This is a genomic window from Roseovarius sp. MMSF_3350 (assembly GCF_030733425.1).
Taxonomy (GTDB): domain Bacteria; phylum Pseudomonadota; class Alphaproteobacteria; order Rhodobacterales; family Rhodobacteraceae; genus Roseovarius.
In genome coordinates this window covers 145123-169385 of the sequence record NZ_JASHIZ010000002.1, presented here as the reverse complement: position 1 = coordinate 169385, position 24263 = coordinate 145123, and the positions used below count along the sequence as shown (strand labels likewise).

Annotated in this window: 19 protein-coding genes, 1 tRNA gene and 1 pseudogene; 16 read left to right on the top strand and 5 right to left on the bottom strand. The window is 64.2% G+C overall.

What is annotated here, in order from left to right:
* Positions 1 to 21: 21 nt before the first annotated feature.
* The 6 genes from RBB31_RS03395 to RBB31_RS03370 all read left to right on the top strand — a co-directional run bounded on the left by RBB31_RS03395 (position 22) and on the right by RBB31_RS03370 (position 6315).
* Positions 22 to 1539: an ABC transporter ATP-binding protein gene (locus RBB31_RS03395; RefSeq protein WP_306127842.1), complete on the top strand. Its 1518-nt coding sequence runs from the start codon at positions 22 to 24 to the stop codon at positions 1537 to 1539.
* Between the two features lie 90 nt (positions 1540 to 1629).
* The gene (locus RBB31_RS03390; RefSeq protein WP_306127841.1) at positions 1630 to 2712 is read left to right on the top strand and encodes an ABC transporter permease; all 1083 of its coding nucleotides are present in this window, start codon (positions 1630 to 1632) and stop codon (positions 2710 to 2712) included.
* On the top strand, positions 2713 to 3633 hold the full coding sequence (locus RBB31_RS03385; RefSeq protein ID WP_306127840.1) for an ABC transporter permease: 921 nt from the start codon (positions 2713 to 2715) through the stop codon (positions 3631 to 3633).
* 28 nt (positions 3634 to 3661) lie between these two features.
* Positions 3662 to 4735, top strand: coding sequence for a BMP family ABC transporter substrate-binding protein (locus RBB31_RS03380; RefSeq protein ID WP_306127839.1), 1074 nt, complete (start codon positions 3662 to 3664; stop codon positions 4733 to 4735).
* Positions 4736 to 4912: 177 nt separating this feature from the next.
* The gene (locus RBB31_RS03375; protein WP_306127838.1) at positions 4913 to 5572 is read left to right on the top strand and encodes a DUF938 domain-containing protein; all 660 of its coding nucleotides are present in this window, start codon (positions 4913 to 4915) and stop codon (positions 5570 to 5572) included.
* Entirely contained in the window at positions 5569 to 6315 is a 747-nt protein-coding gene (locus RBB31_RS03370) for a GH25 family lysozyme (protein WP_306127837.1), read from the top strand. The genes RBB31_RS03375 and RBB31_RS03370 overlap by 4 nt, the downstream gene beginning before the upstream one ends.
* Positions 6316 to 6489: 174 nt before the next feature.
* Here RBB31_RS03370 and RBB31_RS03365 read toward each other — a convergent pair whose 3' ends face one another.
* The 4 genes from RBB31_RS03365 to RBB31_RS03350 all read right to left on the bottom strand — a co-directional run bounded on the left by RBB31_RS03365 (position 6490) and on the right by RBB31_RS03350 (position 13745).
* Positions 6490 to 8997, bottom strand: coding sequence for an FAD-dependent oxidoreductase (locus tag RBB31_RS03365; RefSeq protein ID WP_306127836.1), 2508 nt, complete (start codon positions 8995 to 8997; stop codon positions 6490 to 6492).
* Positions 8998 to 9149: 152 nt separating this feature from the next.
* Complete coding sequence (locus tag RBB31_RS03360; RefSeq protein ID WP_306127835.1) at positions 9150 to 10856, bottom strand: hypothetical protein; 1707 nt, start codon at positions 10854 to 10856, stop codon at positions 9150 to 9152.
* Between the two features lie 88 nt (positions 10857 to 10944).
* On the bottom strand, positions 10945 to 12723 hold the full coding sequence (gene ggt, locus RBB31_RS03355; protein ID WP_306127834.1) for a gamma-glutamyltransferase: 1779 nt from the start codon (positions 12721 to 12723) through the stop codon (positions 10945 to 10947).
* A 35-nt stretch (positions 12724 to 12758) separates the two neighbouring features.
* The gene (locus RBB31_RS03350) at positions 12759 to 13745 is read right to left on the bottom strand and encodes a D-glycerate dehydrogenase (RefSeq protein WP_306127833.1); all 987 of its coding nucleotides are present in this window, start codon (positions 13743 to 13745) and stop codon (positions 12759 to 12761) included.
* Positions 13746 to 13850: 105 nt separating this feature from the next.
* Between RBB31_RS03350 and RBB31_RS03345 the strand changes: the two genes are divergently transcribed.
* The 7 genes and pseudogenes from RBB31_RS03345 to RBB31_RS03315 all read left to right on the top strand — a co-directional run bounded on the left by RBB31_RS03345 (position 13851) and on the right by RBB31_RS03315 (position 20221).
* Positions 13851 to 14354 carry an SH3 domain-containing protein gene (locus tag RBB31_RS03345; RefSeq protein ID WP_371931287.1) on the top strand — a complete coding sequence of 168 codons (504 nt, stop codon included), beginning with the start codon at positions 13851 to 13853 and terminating at the stop codon, positions 14352 to 14354.
* Between the two features lie 95 nt (positions 14355 to 14449).
* Positions 14450 to 14524 (top strand) — tRNA-Gln (locus RBB31_RS03340).
* The gene (locus tag RBB31_RS03335; RefSeq protein ID WP_306127832.1) at positions 14524 to 14994 is read left to right on the top strand and encodes a hypothetical protein; all 471 of its coding nucleotides are present in this window, start codon (positions 14524 to 14526) and stop codon (positions 14992 to 14994) included. Before RBB31_RS03340 ends, RBB31_RS03335 begins: the two co-directional genes overlap by 1 nt.
* Before the next feature lie 391 nt (positions 14995 to 15385).
* Positions 15386 to 15799 (top strand): hypothetical protein, encoded by a 414-nt coding sequence (locus RBB31_RS03330; RefSeq protein ID WP_306127831.1) that lies wholly within the window; start codon positions 15386 to 15388, stop codon positions 15797 to 15799.
* Between the two features lie 28 nt (positions 15800 to 15827).
* Positions 15828 to 17039, top strand: a complete 1212-nt coding sequence (locus RBB31_RS03325) for a tyrosine-type recombinase/integrase (protein ID WP_306127830.1) — start codon at positions 15828 to 15830, stop codon at positions 17037 to 17039.
* A 62-nt stretch (positions 17040 to 17101) separates the two neighbouring features.
* Positions 17102 to 17804, top strand: a pseudogene (istA, locus tag RBB31_RS03320) (IS21 family transposase); the annotation flags it as partial.
* A gap of 968 nt (positions 17805 to 18772) precedes the next feature.
* The gene (locus RBB31_RS03315; RefSeq protein WP_306127984.1) at positions 18773 to 20221 is read left to right on the top strand and encodes a fused MFS/spermidine synthase; all 1449 of its coding nucleotides are present in this window, start codon (positions 18773 to 18775) and stop codon (positions 20219 to 20221) included.
* 361 nt (positions 20222 to 20582) lie between these two features.
* Here RBB31_RS03315 and RBB31_RS03310 read toward each other — a convergent pair whose 3' ends face one another.
* Positions 20583 to 21458: a bile acid:sodium symporter family protein gene (locus tag RBB31_RS03310; protein ID WP_306127829.1), complete on the bottom strand. Its 876-nt coding sequence runs from the start codon at positions 21456 to 21458 to the stop codon at positions 20583 to 20585.
* Between the two features lie 133 nt (positions 21459 to 21591).
* On the opposite strand from RBB31_RS03310, the gene RBB31_RS03305 reads away from it, so the two are divergent.
* From RBB31_RS03305 to RBB31_RS03295, 3 genes are all read left to right on the top strand, one after another.
* On the top strand, positions 21592 to 22140 hold the full coding sequence (locus tag RBB31_RS03305) for a carboxymuconolactone decarboxylase family protein (protein WP_306127828.1): 549 nt from the start codon (positions 21592 to 21594) through the stop codon (positions 22138 to 22140).
* Positions 22141 to 22227: 87 nt separating this feature from the next.
* Positions 22228 to 22641, top strand: coding sequence for a nuclear transport factor 2 family protein (locus RBB31_RS03300; RefSeq protein WP_306127827.1), 414 nt, complete (start codon positions 22228 to 22230; stop codon positions 22639 to 22641).
* 102 nt (positions 22642 to 22743) lie between these two features.
* Positions 22744 to 23721 carry an AraC family transcriptional regulator gene (locus RBB31_RS03295; protein WP_306127826.1) on the top strand — a complete coding sequence of 326 codons (978 nt, stop codon included), beginning with the start codon at positions 22744 to 22746 and terminating at the stop codon, positions 23719 to 23721.
* The last annotated feature ends 542 nt before the right edge of the window (positions 23722 to 24263 follow it).

Sequence of the window (24263 nt, the reverse complement as noted above, 5' to 3'; positions counted from 1 at the left end):
GAAACCGGGGGATAACGGCGCGTGACCAAACCGCTGCTCAGCATCGAAGGGCTGACCAAGGCCTATCCCGGCGTGGTCGCCAACGAGGACGTGTCCTTCGACATCCACCCCGGCGAGGTGCACGCGCTTCTGGGCGAAAACGGCGCAGGCAAGTCCACCCTCGTCAAGATGATCTACGGGCTGGTCAAACCCGACAGCGGCACCATGCACCTGCACGGCAAACCATATTCCCCCACCGAACCCAGCGACGCCCGCCGCCACGGCGTGGCGATGGTGTTCCAGCATTTCTCGCTCTTCGACGCGCTGACCGTGGCCGAGAACGTCGCCCTCGGCATGGAAACCCCGCCGACCATGCGCACCCTCGCCGCCCGTATCCGGGACGTCTCGGAGACCTACGGCCTGCCGCTCGACCCCGGGCGCACCGTGGGCGACCTGTCGGCGGGCGAACGCCAGCGGGTCGAGATCATCCGCTGCCTGCTGCAGGACCCGCGCCTGCTGATCATGGACGAACCCACCTCGGTGCTGACCCCGCAGGAGGTGGCGATCCTGTTCGAGACGCTGCGGAAACTCACCTCCGAGGGCGTGGCGATCCTCTATATTTCCCACAAGCTGGAAGAAATCCGTACGCTCTGCGACCGCGCCACAGTCCTGCGCCGGGGCCGCAACGTGGGCACTTGCGATCCCGCGCAGACCACCGCGCAGGCCATGGCCGAAATGATGGTGGGCAGTGCCTTCGCAAGCCCGGCCAAACGCGACACCGCGCCCGGGCGGCCGCGCCTGACGCTCGATGCGCTCGGCGTTCGCGCCCCCTCCGCCTTCGGCACCTCGCTCAAGGACGTGTCCCTCACGCTCCATGCCGGCGAAATTCTCGGCATCGGCGGCGTCGCGGGCAACGGGCAGGACGAACTCCTGGCCGCGCTCTCGGGCGAATTGCTGGTGCCGGCCGACGCCCTGCGTCTCGACGACAGTCCCATCGGCCGCCTGCCGCCGCAGGCCCGCCGTGATCTCGGCCTGTTCTCCGCCCCCGAGGAACGGCTGGGCCACGCCGCCGCCCCCGACATGAGCCTTACCGAGAACACCCTGCTCACCGGCACCGCGCGACAGGACCTGTCCCAGCGCGGCTTTCTCGACTGGCCCCGCGCCCGCGGTTTCGCCGAAAAGGTGATCGGTGCCTTCGACGTCCGCACGCCCGGCCCCGAAACCGCTGCCCGCGCGCTGTCGGGCGGCAACCTGCAGAAATTCGTCATCGGCCGCGAAATGGCGCATGACCCCGAGGTGCTGGTCGTCAACCAGCCCACCTGGGGCGTCGATGCCGCCGCCGCCGCCTTCATCCGTCAGGCTCTGATGGACCTCGCCGCCAGGGGCGCCGCCATCCTCGTCATCAGCCAGGACCTCGACGAGCTGATGCAGATCTCCGACCGCTTCGCCGCCCTCAACGCGGGCCGCCTGTCGGACATCCACCCCACCGCCGACCTCTCGACCGAACAGGTCGGGCTGATGATGGGCGGTGCCCATGACATGGAGGTGGCGCATGTCTGAGCCCGCGCGAAAAGAGTTTCTTGCCTCCGGCGGGGATATTTTCGGCCAGAGGAAGAAACGGCATTTCGCCCTCCGCTCGGGACGCCCCCCGTGCTGACACTCGAGCGCCGCCCCCAGCCCTCCCGCACATGGTCCGCTGTTGCGCCCGTACTTGCCGTGGTGATCACCATGATCGCCGGGGGGGCGATGTTCGCGGCACTGGGCCAGGACCCCGTCGAGGCCATCCGGACGATCTTCTGGGAGCCGCTTTTCGGCGAGTTCGCCTCCTATTACCGCCCGCAACTGCTGGTAAAGGCCGCGCCCCTGATCCTCATCGCCATCGGCCTCGCGCTGGGATTCCGCGCGAATATCTGGAATATCGGCGCCGAGGGGCAGTACATCATCGGCGCGCTCACCGGCGCCGGCGTGGGCCTTGCCTTCTATCCCGCCGAGTCGATGCTGATCTTCCCCCTGATGGTTCTCGCCGGCGCTTTGGGCGGCTGGGCCTGGGCGATGATCCCGGGCCTTCTGAAGGTGCGTTTCGGCACCAACGAGATCCTCGTGTCGCTGATGCTGGTCTACGTGGCCGAGCAATTGCTGGCCAAGATGGCGCTGGGCCTCTTGCGCAATCCCGAGGGCCGCGGCTTTCCCGGCTCGCGCAACCTGCGCGACTATCCTTCGGCCCACAATGCCGAGCTTTTCGCCAATACCGGCATTCACTGGGGGGTCGTCGCCGCGCTCATCGCCGTGATCTTCGCCTATATCCTGCTCACGCGGCACGTTCTGGGCTTTCACATCAGGCTGGCGGGACAGGCGCCGCGCGCCGCGCGATTCGCGGGCGTGGCCCCCGCGCGCCTGACCCTGATCTGCCTCGGCCTTTCCGGCGCGCTCGCGGGCCTTGCCGGCCTGTTCGAGGTCGCGGGCCCCGCCGGGCAGGTCAGCATCGACTTCAACGTGGGCTACGGCTTTACCGCGATCATCGTGGCCTTCCTGGGCCGGTTGCACCCTGTCGGCATCCTGCTCGCAGGGCTTTTGATGGCGCTCACCTATATCGGCGGCGAAACCGCTGAATCCAATCTCGGCCTGCCCGCCGCCGCCATCCAGATGTTCCAGGGCATGCTGCTCTTCTTCCTGCTGGCGGTCGACATGCTGACCCATTTCCGCCTGCGCTGGAAAACGGCGGAGGTGGCCTAGATGGACCTCTCCGCGATCAATCCCACGCTGCTTCTGGCGTCGCTCATCGTGGCCTCCACCCCGATCCTGCTGGCCGCGATCGGCGAACTTGTCGTGGAGCGTGCGGGCGTGCTCAATCTCGGGGTCGAGGGCATGATGATCACCGGCGCGATCTGCGGTTTCGCCATCGCGGTCAACACCGGCTCGCCATTCGTGGGCTTCGTGGCAGCCGCCCTTGGCGGGGCGGTGCTGGCGCTGCTCTTCGGCTTTCTGACCCAGTTCGCCCTGGCCAACCAGGTCGCCTCGGGCCTTGCCCTCACGCTTTTCGGCCTCGGGCTCAGCGCTCTGCTGGGCCAGGGCTACCAGGGCATCAAGCCGCCGCCCACGCGCGCGCTCGATATCCCCGTCCTGTCGGACCTGCCCATCGTCGGCCCCATCCTCTTTTCCCACGACCTCATGGTCTATCTCGCCCTCGCCCTTGTGGCGGCCGTCTGGGCGATGCTGAAATACACGAGGCTGGGCCTGATCCTGCGCGCGGTGGGCGAGAACCACGACGCCGCCCACGCGCTGGGCTACAAGGTCGTGCGCGTCCGCCTGCTGGCGATCCTTTTCGGCGGCGCCTGCGCGGGGCTGGGCGGCGCCTACCTCTCCCTCGTGCGCGTGCCGCAATGGACCGAAGGCATGACCGCCGGATACGGCTGGATCGCGCTGGCCCTCGTCGTCTTCGCCAGTTGGAAGGCCGGCCGCGTCCTATTAGGTGCCTGGCTCTTCGGCGGCATTTCGGTGCTGCAACTCAACCTTCAGCCCACCGGCATCCCGATCCCGGCGGAATACCTTTCCATGTCGCCCTACTTGATCACCATTCTCGTGCTGGTCATCATGTCGGGCGACAAATCCCGCGCGCCCGGCTCGCTGGGCCGCATGTTCCATGCCTCCGAGTGAGGCCAACCACACCAACAGGGAGATCTCAATGACCCTCACCCGCATCCTCGGCGCCGCCGCCCTGACGCTCGGCCTCGCCCTGCCCGCGCTGGCGCAGGACAAGACCAAGGTCGGCTTCATCTACGTCGGCCCCGTCGGCGACGGCGGCTGGACCTATGAACACGACCAGGGCCGCCTCGCGGTCGAGGAACACTTCGGCGACCAGGTCGAAACCGTGTTCCGCGAAAGCGTGCCCGAAGGCGCCGATGCCGAGCGGGCCATCACCCAGATGGCCCTGCAGGGCGCGGACCTGATCTTCACCACCTCCTTCGGCTTCATGGACGCCACCATGGCCGTCGCGCAGAAATTCCCGGACGTGAAGTTCGAGCACGCCACCGGCTTCAAGACCGCAGACAACGTCTCGGTCTACTCCGCCCGCTTCTACGAGGGCCGCGCGATCCAGGGCCATATCGCCGGCAAGATGACGGAGTCGAACATCATCGGCTACATCGCCTCCTTCCCCATCCCCGAGGTGATCCGCGGCATCAACGCCGCCTATATCCACGCGCGCAAGGTGAACCCGGAGGTCGAGTTCAAGGTGATCTGGGCCTACACCTGGTTCGACCCCCCGAAAGAGGCCGACGCGGCCACCGCCCTCATCGACCAGGGCGCCGACGTGATCCTGCAACATACCGACTCGACCGCACCGCAGGCCGCGGCGGAAAAGGCCGGTGACGTCATCACCTTCGGTCAGGCCTCCGACATGGCCGAGTACAAGCCCACGCCGCGCGTCAGTTCCATCATCGACAACTGGGCGCCCTACTACATCGCCCGCACCCAGGCCGTGATCGACGGCACCTGGGAAAGCACCGAGACATGGGACGGCATCGCCCCCGGCATGGTCGAGATCGGCGAGATCACCGACGCGGTGCCGGCGGACGTGAGAGAAGAGGCGCTGGCGATGATAGAGGCCATCGCGGCGGGCGAATACCACCCCTTCACCGGCCCGCTGAACAAGCAGGACGGCACGCCCTGGCTGGCCGATGGCGAAGTGGCCGATGACGCCACGCTGCTGGGCATGGATTTCTTCGTCGAAGGTCTCACCGCCGAGATCCCGAACTAAACGTCAAAGCCCCGCCCTACCCGGCGGGGCGTCTCAAAGGGTGGGTGAAACCCACGCGCCTTGCCGTCTGCAGACACCGGCGATCATTCCGCGCCGACCCGTCCCGGGCCTGACCCGGGACCTCTGGCTGTCGGAATCCCCCTTGCACCCCGCACCGATCCCGTCCCAACTGTCATTATGACCGACACGCCGCCCCGCATCTCCGTCGCCCACCAGGGGACAGGCGCACGCCTGCACGCCCCCGCCGCCGAACGCAACGCCGACGCGATCCTCGACCTGTTGCGCTCCCATGCTCCCGCCTCTGGCACCGCGCTGGAAATCGCCTCCGGCACCGGCCAGCACGTCACCCATTTCGCAACCCATCTGCCCGGCCTCATCTGGCAGCCGACCGAGATCGTCGAAGAACGCCGCGCCTCCATCGCCGCATGGTCCACCGACGCACCCGAGGGCACCATACGGCCGCCTGTCCACCTCGACGCCACCCAACCCGGCTGGTCCGCCACCCACAACGGCTTTGACCTCATCCTGCTGGTCAACCTCCTGCACCTGGTCTCGACCTCCGCCGCCCGAACTCTCATCGCCGAGGCATCCCGCGCCCTCTCCCCAACGGGCCGTTTCATCGTCTACGGCCCGTTCCTGCGCAACGGCCGGGCCACGTCCGAAGGCGATGCGCGTTTCGATGCCGCCATCCGCGCCGATCACCCGGAAGCGGGCTACAAGAACGACACCGACATGTTACGTTGGGCGCACGAGTCAGGGCTGGCCGTCGCCGCACGCACCGAAATGCCGGCCAACAACCTGGCCCTTGTAATGGTACGATCACAGGAGACGTCATGATCCGGTTTCTCGTCGCGGCGCTGGCCTTTTGCATCCTCACCCTGACAGCCGCCTGCGCCGGGCCGCGCTTCGGCGACAACGACCCCGTTGAGTGGGATGGCCCGCCGCCCTGGAACTACGACATTCACGGCATAGACGTCTCCCGCTTCCAGAACGATATCGACTGGGCCAGCGTCCGCCAGTCCGGCATCGAATTCGCCTTCATCAAGGCCACCGAGGGCGGCGACCGCCTCGACCCCAAGTTCGCCCAAAACTGGAGCGGCGCGGCCCGGGCCGGCGTCGCCCGCGGCGCCTATCACTTCTACTATTTCTGCACCCCGCCCGAGGTGCAGGCCCGCTGGTTCATCCGCAACGTCCCGAATGAGGGGGGCGCCCTGCCCCCGGTGATCGACCTGGAATGGAACCCCTATTCACCGACCTGCACCACCCGCCCGCCGGGGGCCGAGGTCCGCCGCCAGGCCCGCGTCTTCATGGACATCCTCGAGCGGCACTACGGCCAGCGCCCGATCATCTACACCACGCTCGAATTCTACCGCCAGACCGGCATCGGCCAGCTGAACGAGGAGTTCTGGCTGCGCTCCACCGCCCGCACGCTCGCCACCACCTATCCCGGCCAAAGCTGGAGCTTTTGGCAATATACCGGCACCGGCGTGGTGCCGGGCGTCGGCGGCGGCGTCGACATCAACGTCTTCGCCGGCAACCGCGCCACCTGGCAGCGCTGGCTTCGGGCGCGCACCCGCTGACGGCCTACCCCGTCCCGGGCCTGACCCGGGACCTCCAGGGCGAAATCCACCGGTCCGTCCCGAACGCTCCATTAAGAAACGCGCCGGCGCGAAAGGCACCGACGCGTTACCACTGAAATACCGACGTGATACCGACACGGGTTTCAGCCGTTAACACCCCGGGTCGCGCACCCCTCACCCATCCTTGCGGATGGTCTCGTTCTTCGGATCGTAGGGGCTGTCGCAGGTCACGGTCGCGTCCCACAGCTTGTCGAACATCTTGACCTTCAGCCTGGTGCCCTCCACCGCCAGATCAGGCGTGACATATCCCATCCCGATCGACTTGCCGAAATGCACCGAATACCCGCCCGAGGTCAGCCGCCCGACCCGCGTGCCGTCCTCGGTATAGAGCACCTCGCGACCCCACGGATCGGCATCCTGCGGCCCGTCGATCAGCAGAGTGCAGCACTTCGAGCGGACACCCGTCTCCTGCAATTTATCCTTGCCGTGGAAGTCCTTGTCCAGATCGACAAAGCGCGGCAGATCGGCCTCCAGCGGGGTCGCATCGCGGCCCAGCTCGTTGCCGAAGGCGCGATAGGATTTCTCCTGCCGCAGCCAGTTCTGCGCGCGGGCACCGACCAGCTTCATCCCGTGTTTCTCGCCCGCCTTTTCCAGCAGGTCGAACAGGTAGTTCTGCATCTCCATCGGATGATGCAGCTCCCATCCCAGCTCGCCGGTATAGGCCACGCGGATCGCCTTCACCGGACACATGCCCAGCTCGATCTCGCGGCACGACAGCCACGGAAAACGCTTGTTGTTCAAGGCCGTAGCCGGATCGGCGTCCTTGATGACCTCGTTCAGCACATCGCGCGATTTCGGCCCCGCGATGGCGAACACACCCCATTGGCTGGTGACGTCCTGGATCTCGATATACCCGAACTCCTCGGCCTTCTCTTCGGCCGCCTTGCGCAGGTAATCGGCGTCGTATTCCGTCCAGGCCCCTGCCGAGACACAATAATACGCATTCTCACCGGTTCGGACGATGGTGTATTCCGTGCGCGTCGTGCCATGATCGGTCAGCGCATAGGTCAGGTTGATGCGGCCCACCTTGGGCAGCTTGTTGCAGGTGAACCAATCGAGGAATGCCGTCGCTCCGGGCCCCTTCACCACGTGCTTGGTAAATGCCGTCGCATCGATCAGGCCCACACCATTTCGCACCGCCTCTGCCTCGGCCTTGGTGTGCTCCCACCAGCCGCCGCGACGGAAGGACCGCGCATCGTGGTCAAAGCTGTCCGGCGCATCCAAGGGCCCGAAATAGTTGGGTCTTTCCCAGCCGTTGACGAACCCGAACTGCGCGCCGCGTGCCTTTTGCCGGTCATAGGCGGGCGCCGTGCGCAGCGGGCGGCAAGCGGGCCGCTCCTCGTCCGGATGGTGCAGGATATAGACGTGCTCGTAGGCTTCCTCGTTCTTGCGCGCGGCGAACTCGGTCGTCATCCAGCCCGAGGAATACCGCTTGGGATCAAGGCTCGCCATGTCGATCTCGGCCTCGCCCTCGACCATCAGCTGCGCCAGGTAATACCCGGTGCCGCCCGCGGCGGTGATGCCAAAGCTGAAGCCCTCGGCCAGCCACATGTTGCGAAGCCCCGGCGCGGGACCGACCAGCGGGTTGCCATCGGGTGTATAGCAGATCGGGCCGTTGTAATCGTCTTTCAAACCAACGGTTTCCGTCGACGGGATCCGGTGGATCATCGACATGTATTCTTCCTCGATCCGCTCCAGATCCAGCGGGAAGAGGTCGGCGCGGAACGTGTCCGGCACCGAATATTCGAACCGTGCCGGCGCGTTCAGCTCGTAAGGGCCAAGGATCCAGCCGCCACGCTCTTCGCGGACGTACCACTTGGCGTCGGCATCGCGCAGAACCGGGTGCTCTTCGCCGCCGTCCTGGCGGTACTTGACCAGTTCGGCATCAGGCTCCGTGACGATGAACTGGTGTTCCACCGGGATTGCCGGCATCTTGATGCCCAGCATCCGCGCGGTGCGCTGCGCGTGGTTGCCGCTGGCGGTCACAACATGCTCTGCCGACACGACAATCTGCTCTTCCGAGGGCACCAGGTTGCCGCCCTTCTCGATCATCTTGGTTAGCGTGACATCCCAGTGATCGCCCTTCCATTCAAAGCCGTCGGCCTGCCACTTGCGCTCGATCATCACGCCGCGCTGACGCGCGCCCTTGGCCATCGCCATGGTGACGTCCGCGGGGTTGATGTAGCCATCGGTCGGGTGATAGATCGCACCTTCCAGATCGTCGGTATTGACCAGCGGCCAGCGCTCCTTGATCTGCGCGGGCGTCATCCACTCATAGGGCACGCCACAGGTCTCGGCGGTCGAGGCGTAAAGCATATATTCATCCATACGCTCTTTGCTCTGCGCCATGCGCAAGTTGCCCACGACCGAGAACCCGGCGTTCAGTCCGGTCTCTTCTTCCAGCGTCTTGTAGAACTTGATCGAGTAGTCATGAATATGCGTCGTCGCATAGGACATGTTGAAATAGGGCAAGAGGCCCGCGGCGTGCCAGGTCGAGCCGGAGGTCAACTCGTCGCGCTCGATCAGCATGACGTCTTCCCAGCCTGCGCGGGCCAGATGATAGGCAATCGAGGTTCCGACGGCTCCGCCGCCGACGATCAGTGCTTTGACTTGGGTCTTCATGCCATCCGACTCCCTTGGCAGGTCTGCTGGCGTGCGTTTTATCACGCCTGTAAACGTGCGGCGGGTCCATCCGACATGTCACGGAACAAAAACGACGCACCGCCCCCATCCTCGGGTACGGTGCGTTCAGGTTTCGTTAAGACAGGTCGGATTTAGTCGCAGAAGCTTCCGACGCAGCGCTGCCCGGAACCGGCCTTGCCGTTCGACAGCTCCAGCCGCTTGGGCTTGACCGCCGGTTCTTCGCGTTGTGGGACCGGCGATGCGCCTTCCTCACCGCCTGTGACCTCGCTGATCAGCTTGGACAGCAGGCCGTTGGGTTGCACCCCCTTCGACGTGTCGCATTCCAGCCGCAGCGCGCCCATGTCGAAGCTGCAACTGCCCTGCGGCAGATCGTGCTTGCTCTCGAACCCCGAAGCAGCGATCGCCATTCCCGCCTCCATCTCCTCGTCCGTGGCGTTGCGGGCCGACCGGAACGACTCGAACGCGACAAGATCGATAGCTTTCGAGAAAATCTTGCCCGCCTCGCGGTCGCTTTGCGCTTCGTCGACCTGCATCAGGATCTTGCCGCCGGCCGAGGCTTCCATATCCCGCGCCCGGTTGGCGGCGGCAATCGCCGCCGTGTCGGGTGCATCTGACGATTGTCCGGGCGTGGCCGGCATGGTTGCGGCACCGCCCAGCGCGGCAAGCTCGGCCTGCAGTTCGGGCGACATTTCCGGTTCGGGTGCGTTGGCGGCGCGGGCGGCGGCGGCGGCGGTCTCGGCATCCGCCACCATCATCACGGTGTCGACCATCTGCGTGACCTCGTCCTGCACCTCCTCGGCGGATTTGCCCGCCATGACGGCCTCGCGCCCACGATAAAACCCCAGCTCGATCAGTCCGCTCAGGTCCGTGACCTTGCCCCCGGTGATATCGACAGCCCCGTCAGCACCTCCAAGACGCATCGAATAGGCGTTCAGAACCAAGGCGCCCGTGTCAATGTTCTCGATCTTGTATTGCGCCTCCCGCGCCCGCAGCCCCAGGAAATCCGATTTCAGGCGGTGCAGTTCCAAGCTCAGTGCGACCGGGTCGATATCTTCCGGCAAAGCGACATCGTTCCCGACGCTGGGCACTGGGCGCGGCAGCAGGTTGTTCAGGCCATCATAGTCGATCCGGCTCAGGATTTCCTCGGTCGCTTCGCTCGACGCGTTGGCGTGAACCCTCAGGTGAACCTCATGGCCGAACCCGATCGACCCTTCGAGGTAGCGGAAGTGATAGGGCCGCTTGCCGTCATGTCCCAGCTTCTCGGTCAGTCCGAAACCACCGTTGACACCATAACCCACGTTGCGTTCGAAGGCATCCATCATGACGCCGTCCATTGCGCTGGCCACGATACCGATAAGGGAATTCGAGCTGGGCCGCTCCACCAGCCGCACCTCGACGAACACGGTTTCCGTGCCGCGTTGGTAGATCCAGGATTGCTCGGCGCGCTCCTTCAGTTGCTTGACGTGGTCGCGGGCGTTCATTTGCTGAAGAAAACCCTTGCCGGTAGAGCTGCTCATCGCTCCGTCCAGCCCGGCCTCCGGCGGCAGGATCGCGCTGTCGTCCCCCTCCAGCAGGGCACGCCGTTCCCATCCCTCGGGCGCGGCGGGCAGGTAGACCTGCCCCCCCTGGCGCCAGCGGCTCTTGCGCTCTCGTTCGGCCTGTTCGGCCAGTTTCTCTTCCTTTGCTGAGGTGAACCTGTTCGGGATCGTTTCGATATAGGCGCCGGGCGTCATCTGCCCCAGCGAAAAGCCGGCTTTGTTGGACTGGTCGTAGTAATCGACACCGGCCAGGATGGTGCCGGCAGTCAGAACGAACCCGATGGAATAAGCGTTGATCATAACCTGCTCCGCAAAGTGTTTTGCAGGTGGTCATGCCAGCCAATTCGGGCAGGATTGGGATGGCTGCGGGGCGATTTCCCGGCGCGATCTATTCGCCCAGGGCAATACCTTCGCGCCGCGGATCGGCCCCGCCTTGCAAGCTGTCCCCGATGGAGATCGCGTGCAGGCCCGAGACAAGGACCTGAGGCGCCATTTCGAACCCCAGCGCCTCAAGCCCCGGCAACAGTTCCATCGCCGGCGTGCCCGCCTCGATGTCATAGGTGCCGAACCTGTTGACAAGATGGGGCAAATCTATCGCCGCCTGCACGTCGAGACCCCAGTCCAGATGCGCGATGATCGTCTTGGCGACGTAGCCGATAATGCGGCTGCCGCCGGGGCTGCCCACGGCCAGCACGGGCGCGCCATCCTCCATCACGATGGTCGGCGCCATGGACGAGCGCGGCCGCTTCCCCGGTTCGACGCGGTTCGCGATCGGCCTCCCGTTCTCATGACTTTCAAAGGAGAAATCCGTCAACTCGTTGTTAAGCAGGAACCCCCGCACCATCAGGCGCGAGCCAAAAGCGTTCTCGATCGTCGTGGTCATCGAGGCCACGTTGCCGAAGCGGTCTACGATCGAGACGTGCGAGGTAGACGGAAGCTCGATCGAGACATCATCCGCGAAATCGAGCGCATGATCGAACTCCGGCTCCCCGGGCACGACCTCTTGCAACGCCGTGTCGCGCTCCAGAAGTTCGGCACGATCCGCCAGGTAACCTGCGTCCAGCAACCCCTTCACCGGAACCGGCACGTAATCGCTGTCGGCCATGTAGCGGCCCCGGTCGGCAAAGGCGAGGCGGCTGGCATCACCTATGAGCCGCCAGGCCTCGACGCTGCCCGGCCCGAGCGCCCCGATGTCGAATGGCTCCAGCAACCCCAGTATCTGCCCGACGGTCAACGCGCCCGAGGATGGCGGCCCCATCCCGCAGACATCGAAGCCACGGTAAGGCGCGCAGACCGCCGGACGCTCCTTTACGCGGTAGATCGCAAGGTCGACCGCCGACATCACGCCGGGATTGCCTTGCGCATTGGCGACGGTGGCGACGATGTCGGCCGCGATGTCGCCCGTGTAAAACGGCGCTGCGCCCTCTTCGGCAAAGCGTCGCAAGCTGTCGGCATAAGCCTGGTTCTTCAATAGGTCACCGGGTTGTACGCGCTGTCCATCGGGGAAGAAATAGTCGCGCGTCGCCTCGAACCTGAAAAGGCGAATGGCGTCCTGGGCCACCATCGCGGCCAGCCGCGGCGATACCTCGAACCCGTCCTCGGCCAGCGCGATGGCTTCCGTAAACAGGCTTTCCCACGCGGCGTTTCCCCATTTGGCATGCGCCTCGGAAAGAAGTGCAGGCGTACCCGGAACACCCACCGACCGGCCCCCCACGACCGCATCGTAGAACGAAAGCGGCTCGCCCGCCTCATCCTGGAACAGTGTCGGTGTCGCAGCCAGGGGTGCAGTTTCCCGGCCGTCGAGCGTTGTCAGTCCGCCGCTTTGTGCATCGTACCAAACCAGGAACGCCCCGCCGCCCAGGCCGGAACTTTGCGGTTCCACAAGGCCCAACACCAGTTGCACCGCCACCAGCGCATCCGCCGCAGTGCCGCCCTCGCGCAATACCCGCGCTCCGGCCTCGACCGCCAGCGGGTTGGCCGCGGCCACCATCCACTCCTGCGCCTCGACCGGGCGCCCGGCTTCTTTCGCCTCCAGCGCCGCCGCTCCGGTATCGGAGGTTACGACCGCGCCCACGCCTTCGCCCTCGGGCTGGAATGCGTCGGCGGCCTGCTGGGCCGCCGCCATCCCGGCGAGACACAAGGCAAGACTGACAAGAAGCAGGCGCATGGACACTCTCCGGAGTTTCCGGCCCCAGCGGGGCCCTACAGCATCGACGGCACAACCTGGTCGGGCGGGCGGTGGCCGTCGTCGAAAGTCTTGATGTTCAGCAGAACCTTCTCGCCCATCTCCAGCCGTCCTTCGACCGTGGCCGATCCCATATGCGGCAACAGGACCACGTTCTTCAGCTCTCGCAGGCGCGGATTGATCGCGCTTGCGTTCTCGTACACGTCCAGACCCGCGCCCGCGATCTCTCCGGCACGCAGCATCCGCGTCAGGGCGTTCTCGTCCACTACTTCTCCCCGGCTGGTATTGACCAGAACCGCGTCCGGCTTCATCAATTTCAGCCGCCGCGCGTTCATCAGGTGAAAGGTCGACGGCGTATGCGGGCAGTTGACGCTGAGCACGTCCATGCGAGCCACCATCTGATCGAGGCTTTCCCAGTAGGTCGCACCAAGCTCGTCCTCGATCTCGGACCGCAGGCGATGCCGGTTGTGATAATGCACCTGCATGCCGAATGCCGCGGCCCGCCGCGCCACCGCCTGCCCGATCCGCCCCATGCCCAGGATACCCAGGCGTCGTCCGGCGATGCGCCCGCCCAGCATGGCGGTCGGGGACCAGCCGGGCCAGTCCTCTTTCTGCATCATCGACAGCCCTTCGGGAATGCGCCGCGTCACGCTCAGGATCAGCGCCATGGTCATGTCGGCAGTGTCATCGGTCAGAACGCCGGGCGTGTTCGACACGAGGATGCCCCGCTGGCGCGCGGTATGAACATCGATGTGGTCGACCCCCGCGCCGTAATTCGCAATCAGCTTCAACCGCTCGCCCGCCTGACCGATCAGCCCGCCGTCGATCTGATCGCTCAGCGTCGGCACCAGCACATCCGCCTTCCGGACCGCCTCGACGAGAGCCTCGCGGCTCATCGGCGTGTCATCCTCGCGCAGCGTGACGTCGAACAGTTCCTGCATGCGTCGCTCTACGACTTCCGGCAGGCGTCGCGTAACGACAACACTCAGTCGACCAGATGGCATGTAGCGTCTCCCCCGTCTTCCAATACGCGCTTTCTTCTGTACAGTGACGCAGGACGCCTCGGGGCACAAGAACCCCGGGTCAGATGAGTGAGCAGTATTGACACCATGAAACGGTTTTCCGCCTTGATCGGTGCCGCCATGATCGCGGCGCTGGGAGTGCCCGCCGTCGCTCAGGAAACAGAGCGCGGGCCTGTGACCAACCTACCCCTGCCGCGCTTCGTGTCGATGAAGGCCGCCGAAGGCAACGTGCGCCGCGGCCCCAGCCTGACGCACCGTATCGACTGGGTGTTCAAGCGCAGGGATCTGCCACTTGAAATCACCGCCGAACATGGCCACTGGCGCCGCGTGCGCGACCGCGACGGCCAGGGTGGCTGGATCCACTATTCGCTTTTGTCGGGCACCCGCACCGTGATCGTCGAGGACGAACTGGTCGATCTTCAATCCAAGCCCGATCCGGACGCGATGACCGTGGCGCAGCTGGAAATGGGCGTGGTGGCGCGCATAGATCGTTGCGCGATCGACTGGTGCAGGCTGATGGCCGGCGGCTACCGCGGCTGGGCCCGCAAGTCGGCCCTCTGGGGCGTGGAGCCGGATGAAATTCTGGAGTGAGTCCGCAAGATCGGACAATCCCTGTCAAGCCGCCAAATAAATTCAACTCGGGCCTTGAACCACGCGAAAGAGCAGAGTAATTAGCGCGGCACTGTTGGGGTGTAGCCAAGTGGTAAGGCAGCGGTTTTTGGTACCGTGTACCGTAGGTTCGAATCCTACCACCCCAGCCATGAACCAGAAAAAACCCAACGAAATCAACGCTTCTCGCACGCCCTGTACGTGCAATCTCGCTTCCCCGCCCGAGCCATTGGTTTTTCGCATCTCGAAAAATCCGCCGAGGTCCGCAGCATGCGTGAACCCGGCCCTGCATTCCGTAGCGTCACCTACCATCGAAACGGACAACCGTAGCACCGAATTTTCTTCAGTTTTTCTTTCTTCGGTTTTTCCGTCCCGGAACGTGCATAGCCATGTCCTGCCCGATCCGGCGTCGGAGCCCCTGCCCGCCGCCGCCACGGACAGGGAGACAGGCATGCAGAACATCATCGACGCAACGCAGTTGAGCGACCGCGAACAGGCGCAAGTCCTACGCGAGATCGTGCGCCTCGATATCTCGCGCATGGTTCGGGATACGGCTGATCCCGACATCGACATCGAAGCCCGCATTGATGCGCTTGAGGCCGGATGCGCGAGCCTGCGCTAGGCCATGCGGACCCATGATTTTTCGGAAGCACGTTGCGCCGTCAAAGACGCTGCCAATCAGCTGAACCTGATCCTTCGCTTTCCCTTGGCACCCGCCTTCGCCCGAACCGTCTGCGCGACACGACGCAGCCTTATGAAGCTCGAGATCGAGGTCTTCGAGGATGGCAAGGGTCCCCTCGAAGGCGCCACCGACGGGCGAGGCCGCCACGACATCACGGTCAAAAACGGAAAGATCCCCAGCGCGGTGCGGATATCCGATGCACTGGCCGGCGCGCTCAGGTCGCGGCCGGAGGAAATGGGTCGCAAGCTCACAGTTACGGCCGAGTTGCTAATCGCTTACGCTGCGATATCCGGCTCGAACGGCTGCCAGCACTCATCGACTCATTTCTGGTGTGGCTCAGCCGCCTGCCGGCGATGCACGGCCGGGCGCACGGCAAGAACCGCTATACGAAAAGCACTTCCGAAAAACCCTTCTGTCGAAACAGGAGGAGATCGACGCAGCCGACCAGGCCGATGCCCGCCTCTACGAGTCCTACGCGGCACGCGACGACATCTCGCAGGCACAGAAACGCGCCGAGTTGAGCGACAAGTTGGAGCCGCGCGTGACGCACACGAATCTCGAGCGCCACCTCGACCGTATCCACCAGCTTCTCGACAGCGCGCGCGAGCAGTGTGGCTATGTTGGCGAAGTTCGTGTCACCACGTACCCAAAACTTACCAAGCTCATGAAAAAGGACAGCGAAAGACGCAAGGACCTGAACCCGCTCTACATTCGCAAAACGCGTCCAAAGATTCGGCTCCGCTAGTCCCGGGCAGCGGATCAAGACATTGCTGATGTCGCCGCTGTACCGGGGATGCATGAGCCGGACGTCATGTAGTCGGTCTGGCCGCTACATCTATCGCGACGGGCTCTACTGGATCCCGCTCATCTTGTTGACCATGGGCACACGCCCCTCGGAAGTCCTGCAGCTCAAAAAGTGCGACCTGGTCCAGCGCGAGGTCTGGTGCCTCCGTCTCTGCTGGTCCGACGAACAGTACGGGAAGACCGTCGAAAGCCAGCGCATCGTGCCGGTGCCACAGGTCCTCATCGACCCCGGGTTCATCGACTGGATCGTGGCTCTTGAAAAACCAACGGACCTGCTTTTCCCAGAAATGTGCGAGAGCATGACGAAACCGCAGGAGATCCTGTCAAAGCGCATGTTGGCGATCCGCAAGCGCCTTGGGATCGCGAGTTACAACGAAGATCTCTACGCACTTCGCAGAACCCTTTCCTCGGCGCTCTGGGTTGGCGGTGTTCCCCTCGCCGATCGACAGATGATCATCGGTCACGTCTCATCGACGATGATCGGGAAGCACTACACTGAAGCCAACATGTCGGAACTCAAGGAACACCTTGATCGGGCGGATCACAAGATCGTTGTCGGTTACTCCGCCCCTCATCGTCGCCCGGTGATCGAGGACTGCCAGCTCGTTGCCGGTCGGCTCGCCAGAACCGAGGTCGTGTTCGACGACGATGGTGTGCTGGGCGCCCTACGGATCCTGCGCGACAGCGATGGGGCGCAGATCGAGGCAATCGCGATCGCGGGCGCAGAAATGCCTGCGCGACCGAACTTGCGGAATCTGAAGACGCTTGATTGGGCAAACGCGCCCAATGCCGTTGCGGACGTGCTTTCGGAGTACAACATCATCCCGAACGAGAACGAAGAGGCGCGTTTGGCGTTCGAGCACCTCCTGGCGTTATCCACGGCGACGAGCGAAACGAAGCTTTCCGATCAGCCAGGCAAGGCGAAAAAGCGACTAAGTCGCAAGTCGACCGACAAATCTGCCCCCCCTCTCGCATCGAAAACCTCAAACAGGCAAGGACGGTGGAACACGCGAGCGCGTGATCAACAACTGGCCCACAAGCCGAAGCCGGAGCTTTGCGGCAAGCCGTATCAGCCCAGTTACTGCTCATCTGCATCGACTGAATACCCTGCCGCACGACAGCCTCTTGAAAAATGTTTCGTCAGCAGCGAGCCGGATCAATGTCCTGTTGGATGTCACTGAGAACTGACCCATGTGAACCATGCCCTCGACGGGATTTGTCGGGGTTTTTCGGAGTGATCGACATGGGATTATTGAGCGTCATTCGACGTTGGGCATTGCGAGACAAGATGCCGATCCGCGAGATTGCGCGGCGCACTGGGCTGTCTCGCAACACCATCAAGAAGTATTTGCGGGCGAGGACTGTTGAAGCCCAGTTCCAGAAACCGGCGCGGCCGAGCAAGCTGGACCCGTATGCCGAGAAGCTGGCTGATGACCGAGCAGCGCAAGTCGCGCAAGGACCGGCGCACCGCCAAGCAGATGCACGCTGATCTGGTTCAATTTGGCTATGACGGCTCGTATGAGAGGGTCGCAGCCTTTGTGCGGAGTTGGAAAGGAGACCGGCAACGCGCGCAGCTGACGACGGATCGCGGGACATTCGTGCCGCGGGTGTTCCAGCCTGGCGAGGCGTTCCAGTTCGATTGGAGCGAGGGCTGGGCCCAGGTCGGCGGCGAGCGCATCAAGTTGCAGGTGGCTCACATCAAGCTGTCGCACAGCCGGGAATTTCTGGTCAGGGCCTATTTGTTGCAGACGCATGAGATGCTGTTCGACGCGCACTGGCACGCCTTCCGGGTCTTTGAAGGCGTGCCTGGCCGCGGGATCTACGATAACATAAAGACGGCGGTGGATCGTGTGGGCGCTGGCAAGAAGCGCGATGTGAATGTGCGGTTCCTCTCCATGACCAGCCACTATGTCTTCGAGCCTGAGTTCTGCAATCCAGCTTCGGGATGATCAGGATTTTCGCGTTTCTGCGGCGCAGGAAAGATCTTGGCCAGTTTGCGGAGGTTCTGGGCAGTGGCGGCGAGGAGGAATTCGTCATTTGCGCCGCATGGGCCACGTAATCGGACCCTGTCACAAGTCTGAGCGCTTGTCGGTGCGAGTCAAACGTGTCGCAGCCTTCGGAAGGAAAAAAGGGATGACCCGTGAGCCATCCCTTTCGCACCCTCAAGGGCATGATTGCAAGGCGGCTGGTTACCCAGACCTGTCCTGACCCCTTACGGGGGCTGATCACCTGAAGTTGCGCCGCTAAGCGACGATCCAAGCCAAAGGCTCCATGCCTTGTTTTTCAGCCGCCTATGCGGCGGCTACCTGTGCCGGAGCCCTGAAGGGGAGATAGGATCGGGCGGCGTGCCGCCAAAACCCATCTCCGCAACCGCCTGTGCGGCGGCTCAAGTGACCCCTCTCGGAGCCTGATCAGAAGATGAGTGCGATCCGCGCGGGGCGGAAACCCGATCTTCCCTCCGCCTGTTCGGCGGATAGAACCTTCAGCGTGTCGCTGTCGGCTTCGTCTTTTCAGCCGCCGACTCGGCGGCTACCTGGGCCGGAGCCCTGAGAGGAAGATGGGATCGGGCAGCGTGCCGCCAAAACGACTTCCGGTATTCTACGTCCGTGCGTGAGCATGGTGTTCAAGATCAAGGACGTGCGGCGCGAAATTCTCAGCTTGCGATTTGGAATCAGCCATTCTGCGGTGATCTGTCGGCTTGCGCGTACTAAGACGGCCCTGAGCAGTCATTGGCAGGCTCGAGACGCCATGTCCGCTGTGCTGATCAGAAATGCGTCGCTGCATCCTGGTCGCTTACAATGAGACCGTGATCGACACCAACTTCACGGGGGCCTTGCCCTATGTGTATGACACACAGTACCCGTCCACCTGGACGACAGACTGAGCCCGCACCACATCGCCCCCGGAGGCCACCATCCGTTTCTCCATCACCATCCTTCTGATCCTCGTCCTGTCCGCCGTCGGCCTGACATACGAGATCGCCGCCGGTCGTGTCCTCGCGCCCTTCTTCGGAACCTCGCTCCTGACCTGGACCACTGTCATCGCCACGGTGCTTGGCGGCTTCTCTCTCGGCAGCGCCCTGGGCGGCTTCGTGGCAGAACGTCCCCGGGCCGTTGCAATTGGGAATGTCCGCGCCGCGCTGATCGCAACGGCGGTTCTCATGGCCGTGTCGCCGACGCTGCTCAGTGCATTCCATGCCTCCGGCGCGCGGGGCACCTGGGGGATGATCATCACCGTGCTCGTTGTCTTCTTCCCGGCCTCGGTCGCCGTGACCCTGCCGTCACCGCTGCTGGCCAAGTTCGCCATCGAGGCGCGGCCGGGCCGCGAGGGCTCGTCGCTGGGCATCGTCATGGCCGCCGGATCGGTCGGCGCGATCTTTGGTGCCATCCTCGCCGGCTTCGTCACGCTTCCGCTGATCGGCTCGACCATGACCTTCGCCGCCTGCGGTGCGGCGGCGCTCCTCTGCCTGCCGTTCCTTCGTGGAGGGAAGCCGGGCGACAAGGGCATCACCGTAGCCGCCGTCGGGTTCGTCGCCTTCGCGGGGATTGCAGCCCCCCCGTCATGCCAGTTCGAGTCCGGTCTGTCCTGCCTCCATGTGGAAAAGCGCGGGCCGGAGGTGCGGCTGATCTCGGACGGCATCATGCAAGCCTCCGAACGGCGCGTGCCGCCCGGCGCCGCGGACAATACCGTCGGACTCGGGCTCAGATACACCGAGTGGCTCTGGTCCCGGATGCAGCGCGACCTCGGCACCGCACCGTCGGTTCTGTTCATCGGTGGCGGGGGCTACACGCTCCCCACGAAGCTACTGGAGACACGCCCGGATGCGACCGCCGTGGCCGTCGAAATTGACCCACTGGTGACCGAGGTCGTGCGAACGCACATGCCCCGCGCCAGCGAGATGATTGCCCGGGCCGGTTACGATGCTTCCGGTTCCGCCGAAGCCACCAACGGGCGCCTCGGCCTCGTGCATGCCGATGGCCGAGTCTACCTGAACGAGACGGAACGACGCTTCGACGCCGTGGTGATGGACGCGTTCTCCTCGAACTCCGTTCCCGCGCACCTGGTCACCTTGGAGACCTTCGCCCGCCTGCGCGACATTGTCGACGGGCCAATATATGTGAACTTGATCGATACCGAGGACGGCCCGCTGGCGCGTGGGGTCAACGCGATCCTGCGGGACCTTTTCCCCCATGTGGAGGTCGTCAACGGTGCGTTGAACCAGCGCGATCGGGGGAACATCTTGTTCGTTGCGTCTGACACGCCGGTGCGCCCCTTGGCGGGGCTCCCGGAAGGATACAGGCGAACGACCATTTCGGACGCCCGGGCGTTCACCGACGACCGAGGGTGGACTGGGCATCGTTAAAGACGGTTTACCTAAAGTGATCAGATAGATACCGGATTCGTCCACGGAAGCAGCGAAAGTCGGGAATCCACCCTCCTGGCGGATCGAACGGCCCTGACCTGCCGTTCATGGACCGTCTTTACGCCGCGGCGCAGCCTTGGCATTGCTGCCATTGGTGCGTCGCGCAGCATTATTACGTGTTCGATGGCGGGACCGCGGACTTTCATGAAGTTCGCCGCAGTCGCTCGACCCGCACTGCAAACGCGAAGCCGTTCGGAAGCAAGGGCGGGCAATAGACCTTCTCTGCGACCTGATCCAATTACCGCTGCTTTTCTCGGAAGTCGACTCTTGACCGGATAGCCACTCGTTCGATGTTCCGCCCTCAAACGCGCTGCCATGCGCGCGAGAGCAGGATGACCACCGGAAAGGTCATTGCATAGGTCAGCGCGCCATAGACCACCGAAGGTGTCGAGAAGAGCGGAAAACCCGCCGTATCGCCCCACAGCATCGCCCCTGCGGCAAGCCCCAGCCCGCTGTTCTGCACACCTGTCTCGACGGCGATGGTTGTCCGTTGCGGCTCGGACAGACCGCCGACCTGCCCAACGGCGAGACCAAGGCCCAGAAGGAGGAAGGTCAGAAGCGCAAGCTGCCACCCGATCAGGATCAGGCCGGATTGCAACGTGTCGGCGACTTCCATGAAGGACCAGCCGATGATCGCGATGAACACGGCGAAGCAGATGCGGAAGATGGCAGGCTCGTGCGGTTCGACGACGCGGGGCGCGAGGTGGCGTATCGCCATGCCCAGAAGGACGGGAACCGTGACGACCGCCACGACGCGCAACGTGAGATCCCCGAATTCGACCCCGAGCGCCTCTATGCCAAGGAAATGACCCGCCGCCAGCAGGGACAGCCCCGGCAGGGTCGCCGCCGCAAGGAAGTTGCTGACCGCCGTAAGAGAAACGGACAGGGCCACATCACCGCCGGCGATCCGCGTCAGCAGGTTGCTCATCGCGGCGCCGGGGCAGAGCGTGAGGAGCACGATGCCAAGGGCGAGGTCCGCATCCTGTTGCTGCGCCGAGACGAACAGGAAACCCACCACAGGAACCAGAACGATCTGACTCGCCACCCCGAGAAAGAGTGCCTTCGGCCGTTTCAAAGAGGACCGGAAGTCGGCGACCGTCAGGCCGAGGCCAAGCGCGAACATCATCACGAAGACCGCGATGGGAACAGCTACATCGATGATCGTGTCGGTCGTCACGGCTTTGGCCCTCAATGCGTGCATATCACAGCCGGCGTGGCAGATCGAGCCAAACGCTTGGCAGAGCATGCCAATACGATGGCGAGGTCCATCCTTACATTCGGGACATTGAACCAAATGGAGAAACCCCAGCATGTCCCGCATCCAGCTTCCCGCCTCGATCGACGCCGCGCCAGCCGCCGCCCAACCCCTCCTCGAGGGGGTCAGGAAGATGCTCGGCAGTGTCCCGAACCTGTTCCGCCTCACCGCGAACAGCCCCGCCGCGCTCGAGGGCTATCTCGGGCTGAGCGGTGCGCTCGCGAAGGGCATCCTGACACCGCAGACCCGTGAGCGGATCGCGCTGGCGGTCGCAGAGATCAACGGCTGCGACTACTGCCTGTCGGCGCACACCTACCTTGCAAAGACCCTAGCAAAGCTCGACGAAGCAGAGATCGCCGCGAACCGCGCCGGCGGCTCCTCGGACGCGAAGGCCGATGCGGCCGTACGCTTCGCGGCCAAACTTGTGCGCGAACGCGGACAGGTCTCCGACGCCGACGTCTCGGCGGTGAAGATGGCGGGCTACAGCGACGCCGAGATCGTCGAGATCGTCGCACATGTCGCGCTCAATACCCTCACCAATTACCTCAATGAGGCGTTCGACACGCCCATCGACTTCCCGGTCGTCAGCGCCACGGCGGCGTGACGCCGCGGACGCCCCGGTCGCACTTCCCCCGCTCCCCCCGCCCCCGCGACCGGGGCGCACTCTGCTCTCCAACAGAAGGTCTTACGGATGACACGCCCCCCGTTGCCGCCTTTCGACGACGTCTCGGCCCGGATCAAGGTGCGGCTGGCCGAAGACGCCTGGAACAGCCGCGAACCCGAACCTGTGTCGCTCGCCTACACGCCTGACAGCCAGTGGCGGAACCGGGCGGAGATATTCGCGGGGCGCGACCTGATCGTCGAATTTCTGACCCGCAAATGGCCGCTCGAGTTGGAGTGCCGCCTAATTAAGGAACTCTGGGCTTATCGCGGCAACCTGATCGCCGTGCGATTCGCCTACAAGTATCGCGACGACAGCGGCGTCTGGTTCCGCGCCTACGGCAACGAGAACTGGGAGTTCAACATCGACGGTCTGATGCGGCGGCGTGTTGCGTCGATCAACGATATTCCCAAAGGCCTCCCCGAGCGTGAATTAAGTGCCTGAATGAAGCGGTGGTTTGTCAGGCATCATGGAAAGACTGGTTTTCACGACGCTTTCGGCTTAGCTTTGGCCATGCCGAGCGTGACAGCCGCATTTGCGCGCGCGATGGCCCAAGCGGCCGGGATGACGCTGAGAGATGACGGGGCTCTTGTCTCCGGCGGAGTGGTCGTGCGCCGTTTGCCGCAGCCGACGGACGGCAGGCTTGCAGATACTGACTATTTCGATCTTCTGGATTGGATCCGTCGTCAGCATGAAGACGAGGTCGCGCTGCTCGAAGCCTATGCCAAGGTAATCCGCGTCGACGATATCGGCGTGCTCGGGCTGTCGATGAAGACGGCGCCGACGCTGCGCGCCTCGCTGGAACGCGTGGAACGTTACTGGCGGGTGGTTACCGACACCGCGGTCTACCGCCTGGACGACTCCGGCGACCCAGCATGTCTCCTCTTCGAGGCGCGCACGGGGCATCACCCGGTGCTCGAATTTCGCAACGAAGGCGCATTGGCCGGATCTGCGCACAACATGCGCCAGATCGTGGAAGGCCAATTGGTCCTCGAACATGTCTCGTTCCGCCACGCGTGCCGCAGCGATCCGGATCGCTATGCCGCGCATTTCGGTTGCCCTGTCCACTTCGAGGCGGATCGTAACGCCATAGCCTTCAAGCCCGAAATGCTCGACCTGCCGAATCGGCTGGGCGATGCGGCGGTGTCGGACTTCCTGACCGCCCATCTCGAGACGGAGATCGGCTCGCTCAGGGGCGACCCCTCGCTCCGGGCGGCCCTTCTACGTCGCCTGACACCGGCGCTCAGCAACGGCGTCCCGCAGGCGGGGGAGGTCGCGCGCGACATGGGGCTGAGCGAACGCACGCTCTACCGTCGCCTCGCCGAAGAGGGGCTGACCTTCCGTGACGTGCTCATCGAGGCGCAATCCTCGCTCGCCCAGGAGCTTCTGAGGGACAGCACGAGTTCCATCGCCGAGATTGCGTTCCTCACCGGATTTTCCGAGCAAAGCACATTCAGCCGAGCGTTCAAGCGCTGGGTCGGACAGGCCCCCGCGCAGTTCCGGCAGCAGTTCCCGGTTCCTTAGCGCCATCCGGCCGCTTCGGTCCTTGCGGGATTGGGCATGACATTGGCGGAGCCGGCCTCGATCAAGACCGGTGCCCAGGCGCGCCCGAGCCTCCCGCCTCCGCCGACATCCGGGAAACTTGCATGACAGAGCGCAACGACCAAAGCCCGCGCCGCGCGGTCGAGGATAGGGTCACGCCCGCCCCCGTCCGGATGGCCGCCGCCAAGGACGAGGCTGAGCGGTCAAATCGCATTGGCAGACCCGGCCATGCGCTTGGCAGGGTCGGCCAATACCGGATGCGCCCAATTCCCTTACGTAAGGCCATCGAACTTGGATAGGTCGGGACCCGGCACCCCCGGCTCCTCCTCTGCGTCAACCGAGAGGCCATTGCCATGACTGACATTAAAAGTACGACCCATACTCTGGCAACGCTGCGTGACAATCGCCGGTCTGCAGTTCGTTCAAAGCGCCCAAGCGGCACAGGCGAAATGACACACATGGTGCTGATCACAATCGCCACCGGCCTTCTGACCGGCGTCCTGACCTTCCCGATAACGATGCCG

What these genes read in the sequence shown, in the direction of transcription:
- RBB31_RS03385 (WP_306127840.1), top strand. Translation starts at nt 2,713, where the DNA reads ATGGACCTCTCCGCGATCAATCCCACGCTGCTTCTGGCGTCGCTCATC.
- RBB31_RS03380 (WP_306127839.1), top strand. Translation starts at nt 3,662, where the DNA reads ATGACCCTCACCCGCATCCTCGGCGCCGCCGCCCTGACGCTCGGCCTC.
- RBB31_RS03375 (WP_306127838.1), top strand. Translation starts at nt 4,913, where the DNA reads ATGACCGACACGCCGCCCCGCATCTCCGTCGCCCACCAGGGGACAGGC.
- RBB31_RS03370 (WP_306127837.1), top strand. Translation starts at nt 5,569, where the DNA reads ATGATCCGGTTTCTCGTCGCGGCGCTGGCCTTTTGCATCCTCACCCTG.
- RBB31_RS03365 (WP_306127836.1), bottom strand. Translation starts at nt 8,997, where the DNA reads ATGAAGACCCAAGTCAAAGCACTGATCGTCGGCGGCGGAGCCGTCGGA.
- RBB31_RS03360 (WP_306127835.1), bottom strand. Translation starts at nt 10,856, where the DNA reads ATGATCAACGCTTATTCCATCGGGTTCGTTCTGACTGCCGGCACCATC.
- ggt (WP_306127834.1), bottom strand. Translation starts at nt 12,723, where the DNA reads ATGCGCCTGCTTCTTGTCAGTCTTGCCTTGTGTCTCGCCGGGATGGCG.
- RBB31_RS03350 (WP_306127833.1), bottom strand. Translation starts at nt 13,745, where the DNA reads ATGCCATCTGGTCGACTGAGTGTTGTCGTTACGCGACGCCTGCCGGAA.
- RBB31_RS03345 (WP_371931287.1), top strand. Translation starts at nt 13,851, where the DNA reads ATGAAACGGTTTTCCGCCTTGATCGGTGCCGCCATGATCGCGGCGCTG.
- RBB31_RS03335 (WP_306127832.1), top strand. Translation starts at nt 14,524, where the DNA reads ATGAACCAGAAAAAACCCAACGAAATCAACGCTTCTCGCACGCCCTGT.
- RBB31_RS03325 (WP_306127830.1), top strand. Translation starts at nt 15,828, where the DNA reads ATGTCGCCGCTGTACCGGGGATGCATGAGCCGGACGTCATGTAGTCGG.
- RBB31_RS03305 (WP_306127828.1), top strand. Translation starts at nt 21,592, where the DNA reads ATGTCCCGCATCCAGCTTCCCGCCTCGATCGACGCCGCGCCAGCCGCC.
- RBB31_RS03300 (WP_306127827.1), top strand. Translation starts at nt 22,228, where the DNA reads ATGACACGCCCCCCGTTGCCGCCTTTCGACGACGTCTCGGCCCGGATC.
- RBB31_RS03295 (WP_306127826.1), top strand. Translation starts at nt 22,744, where the DNA reads ATGGCCCAAGCGGCCGGGATGACGCTGAGAGATGACGGGGCTCTTGTC.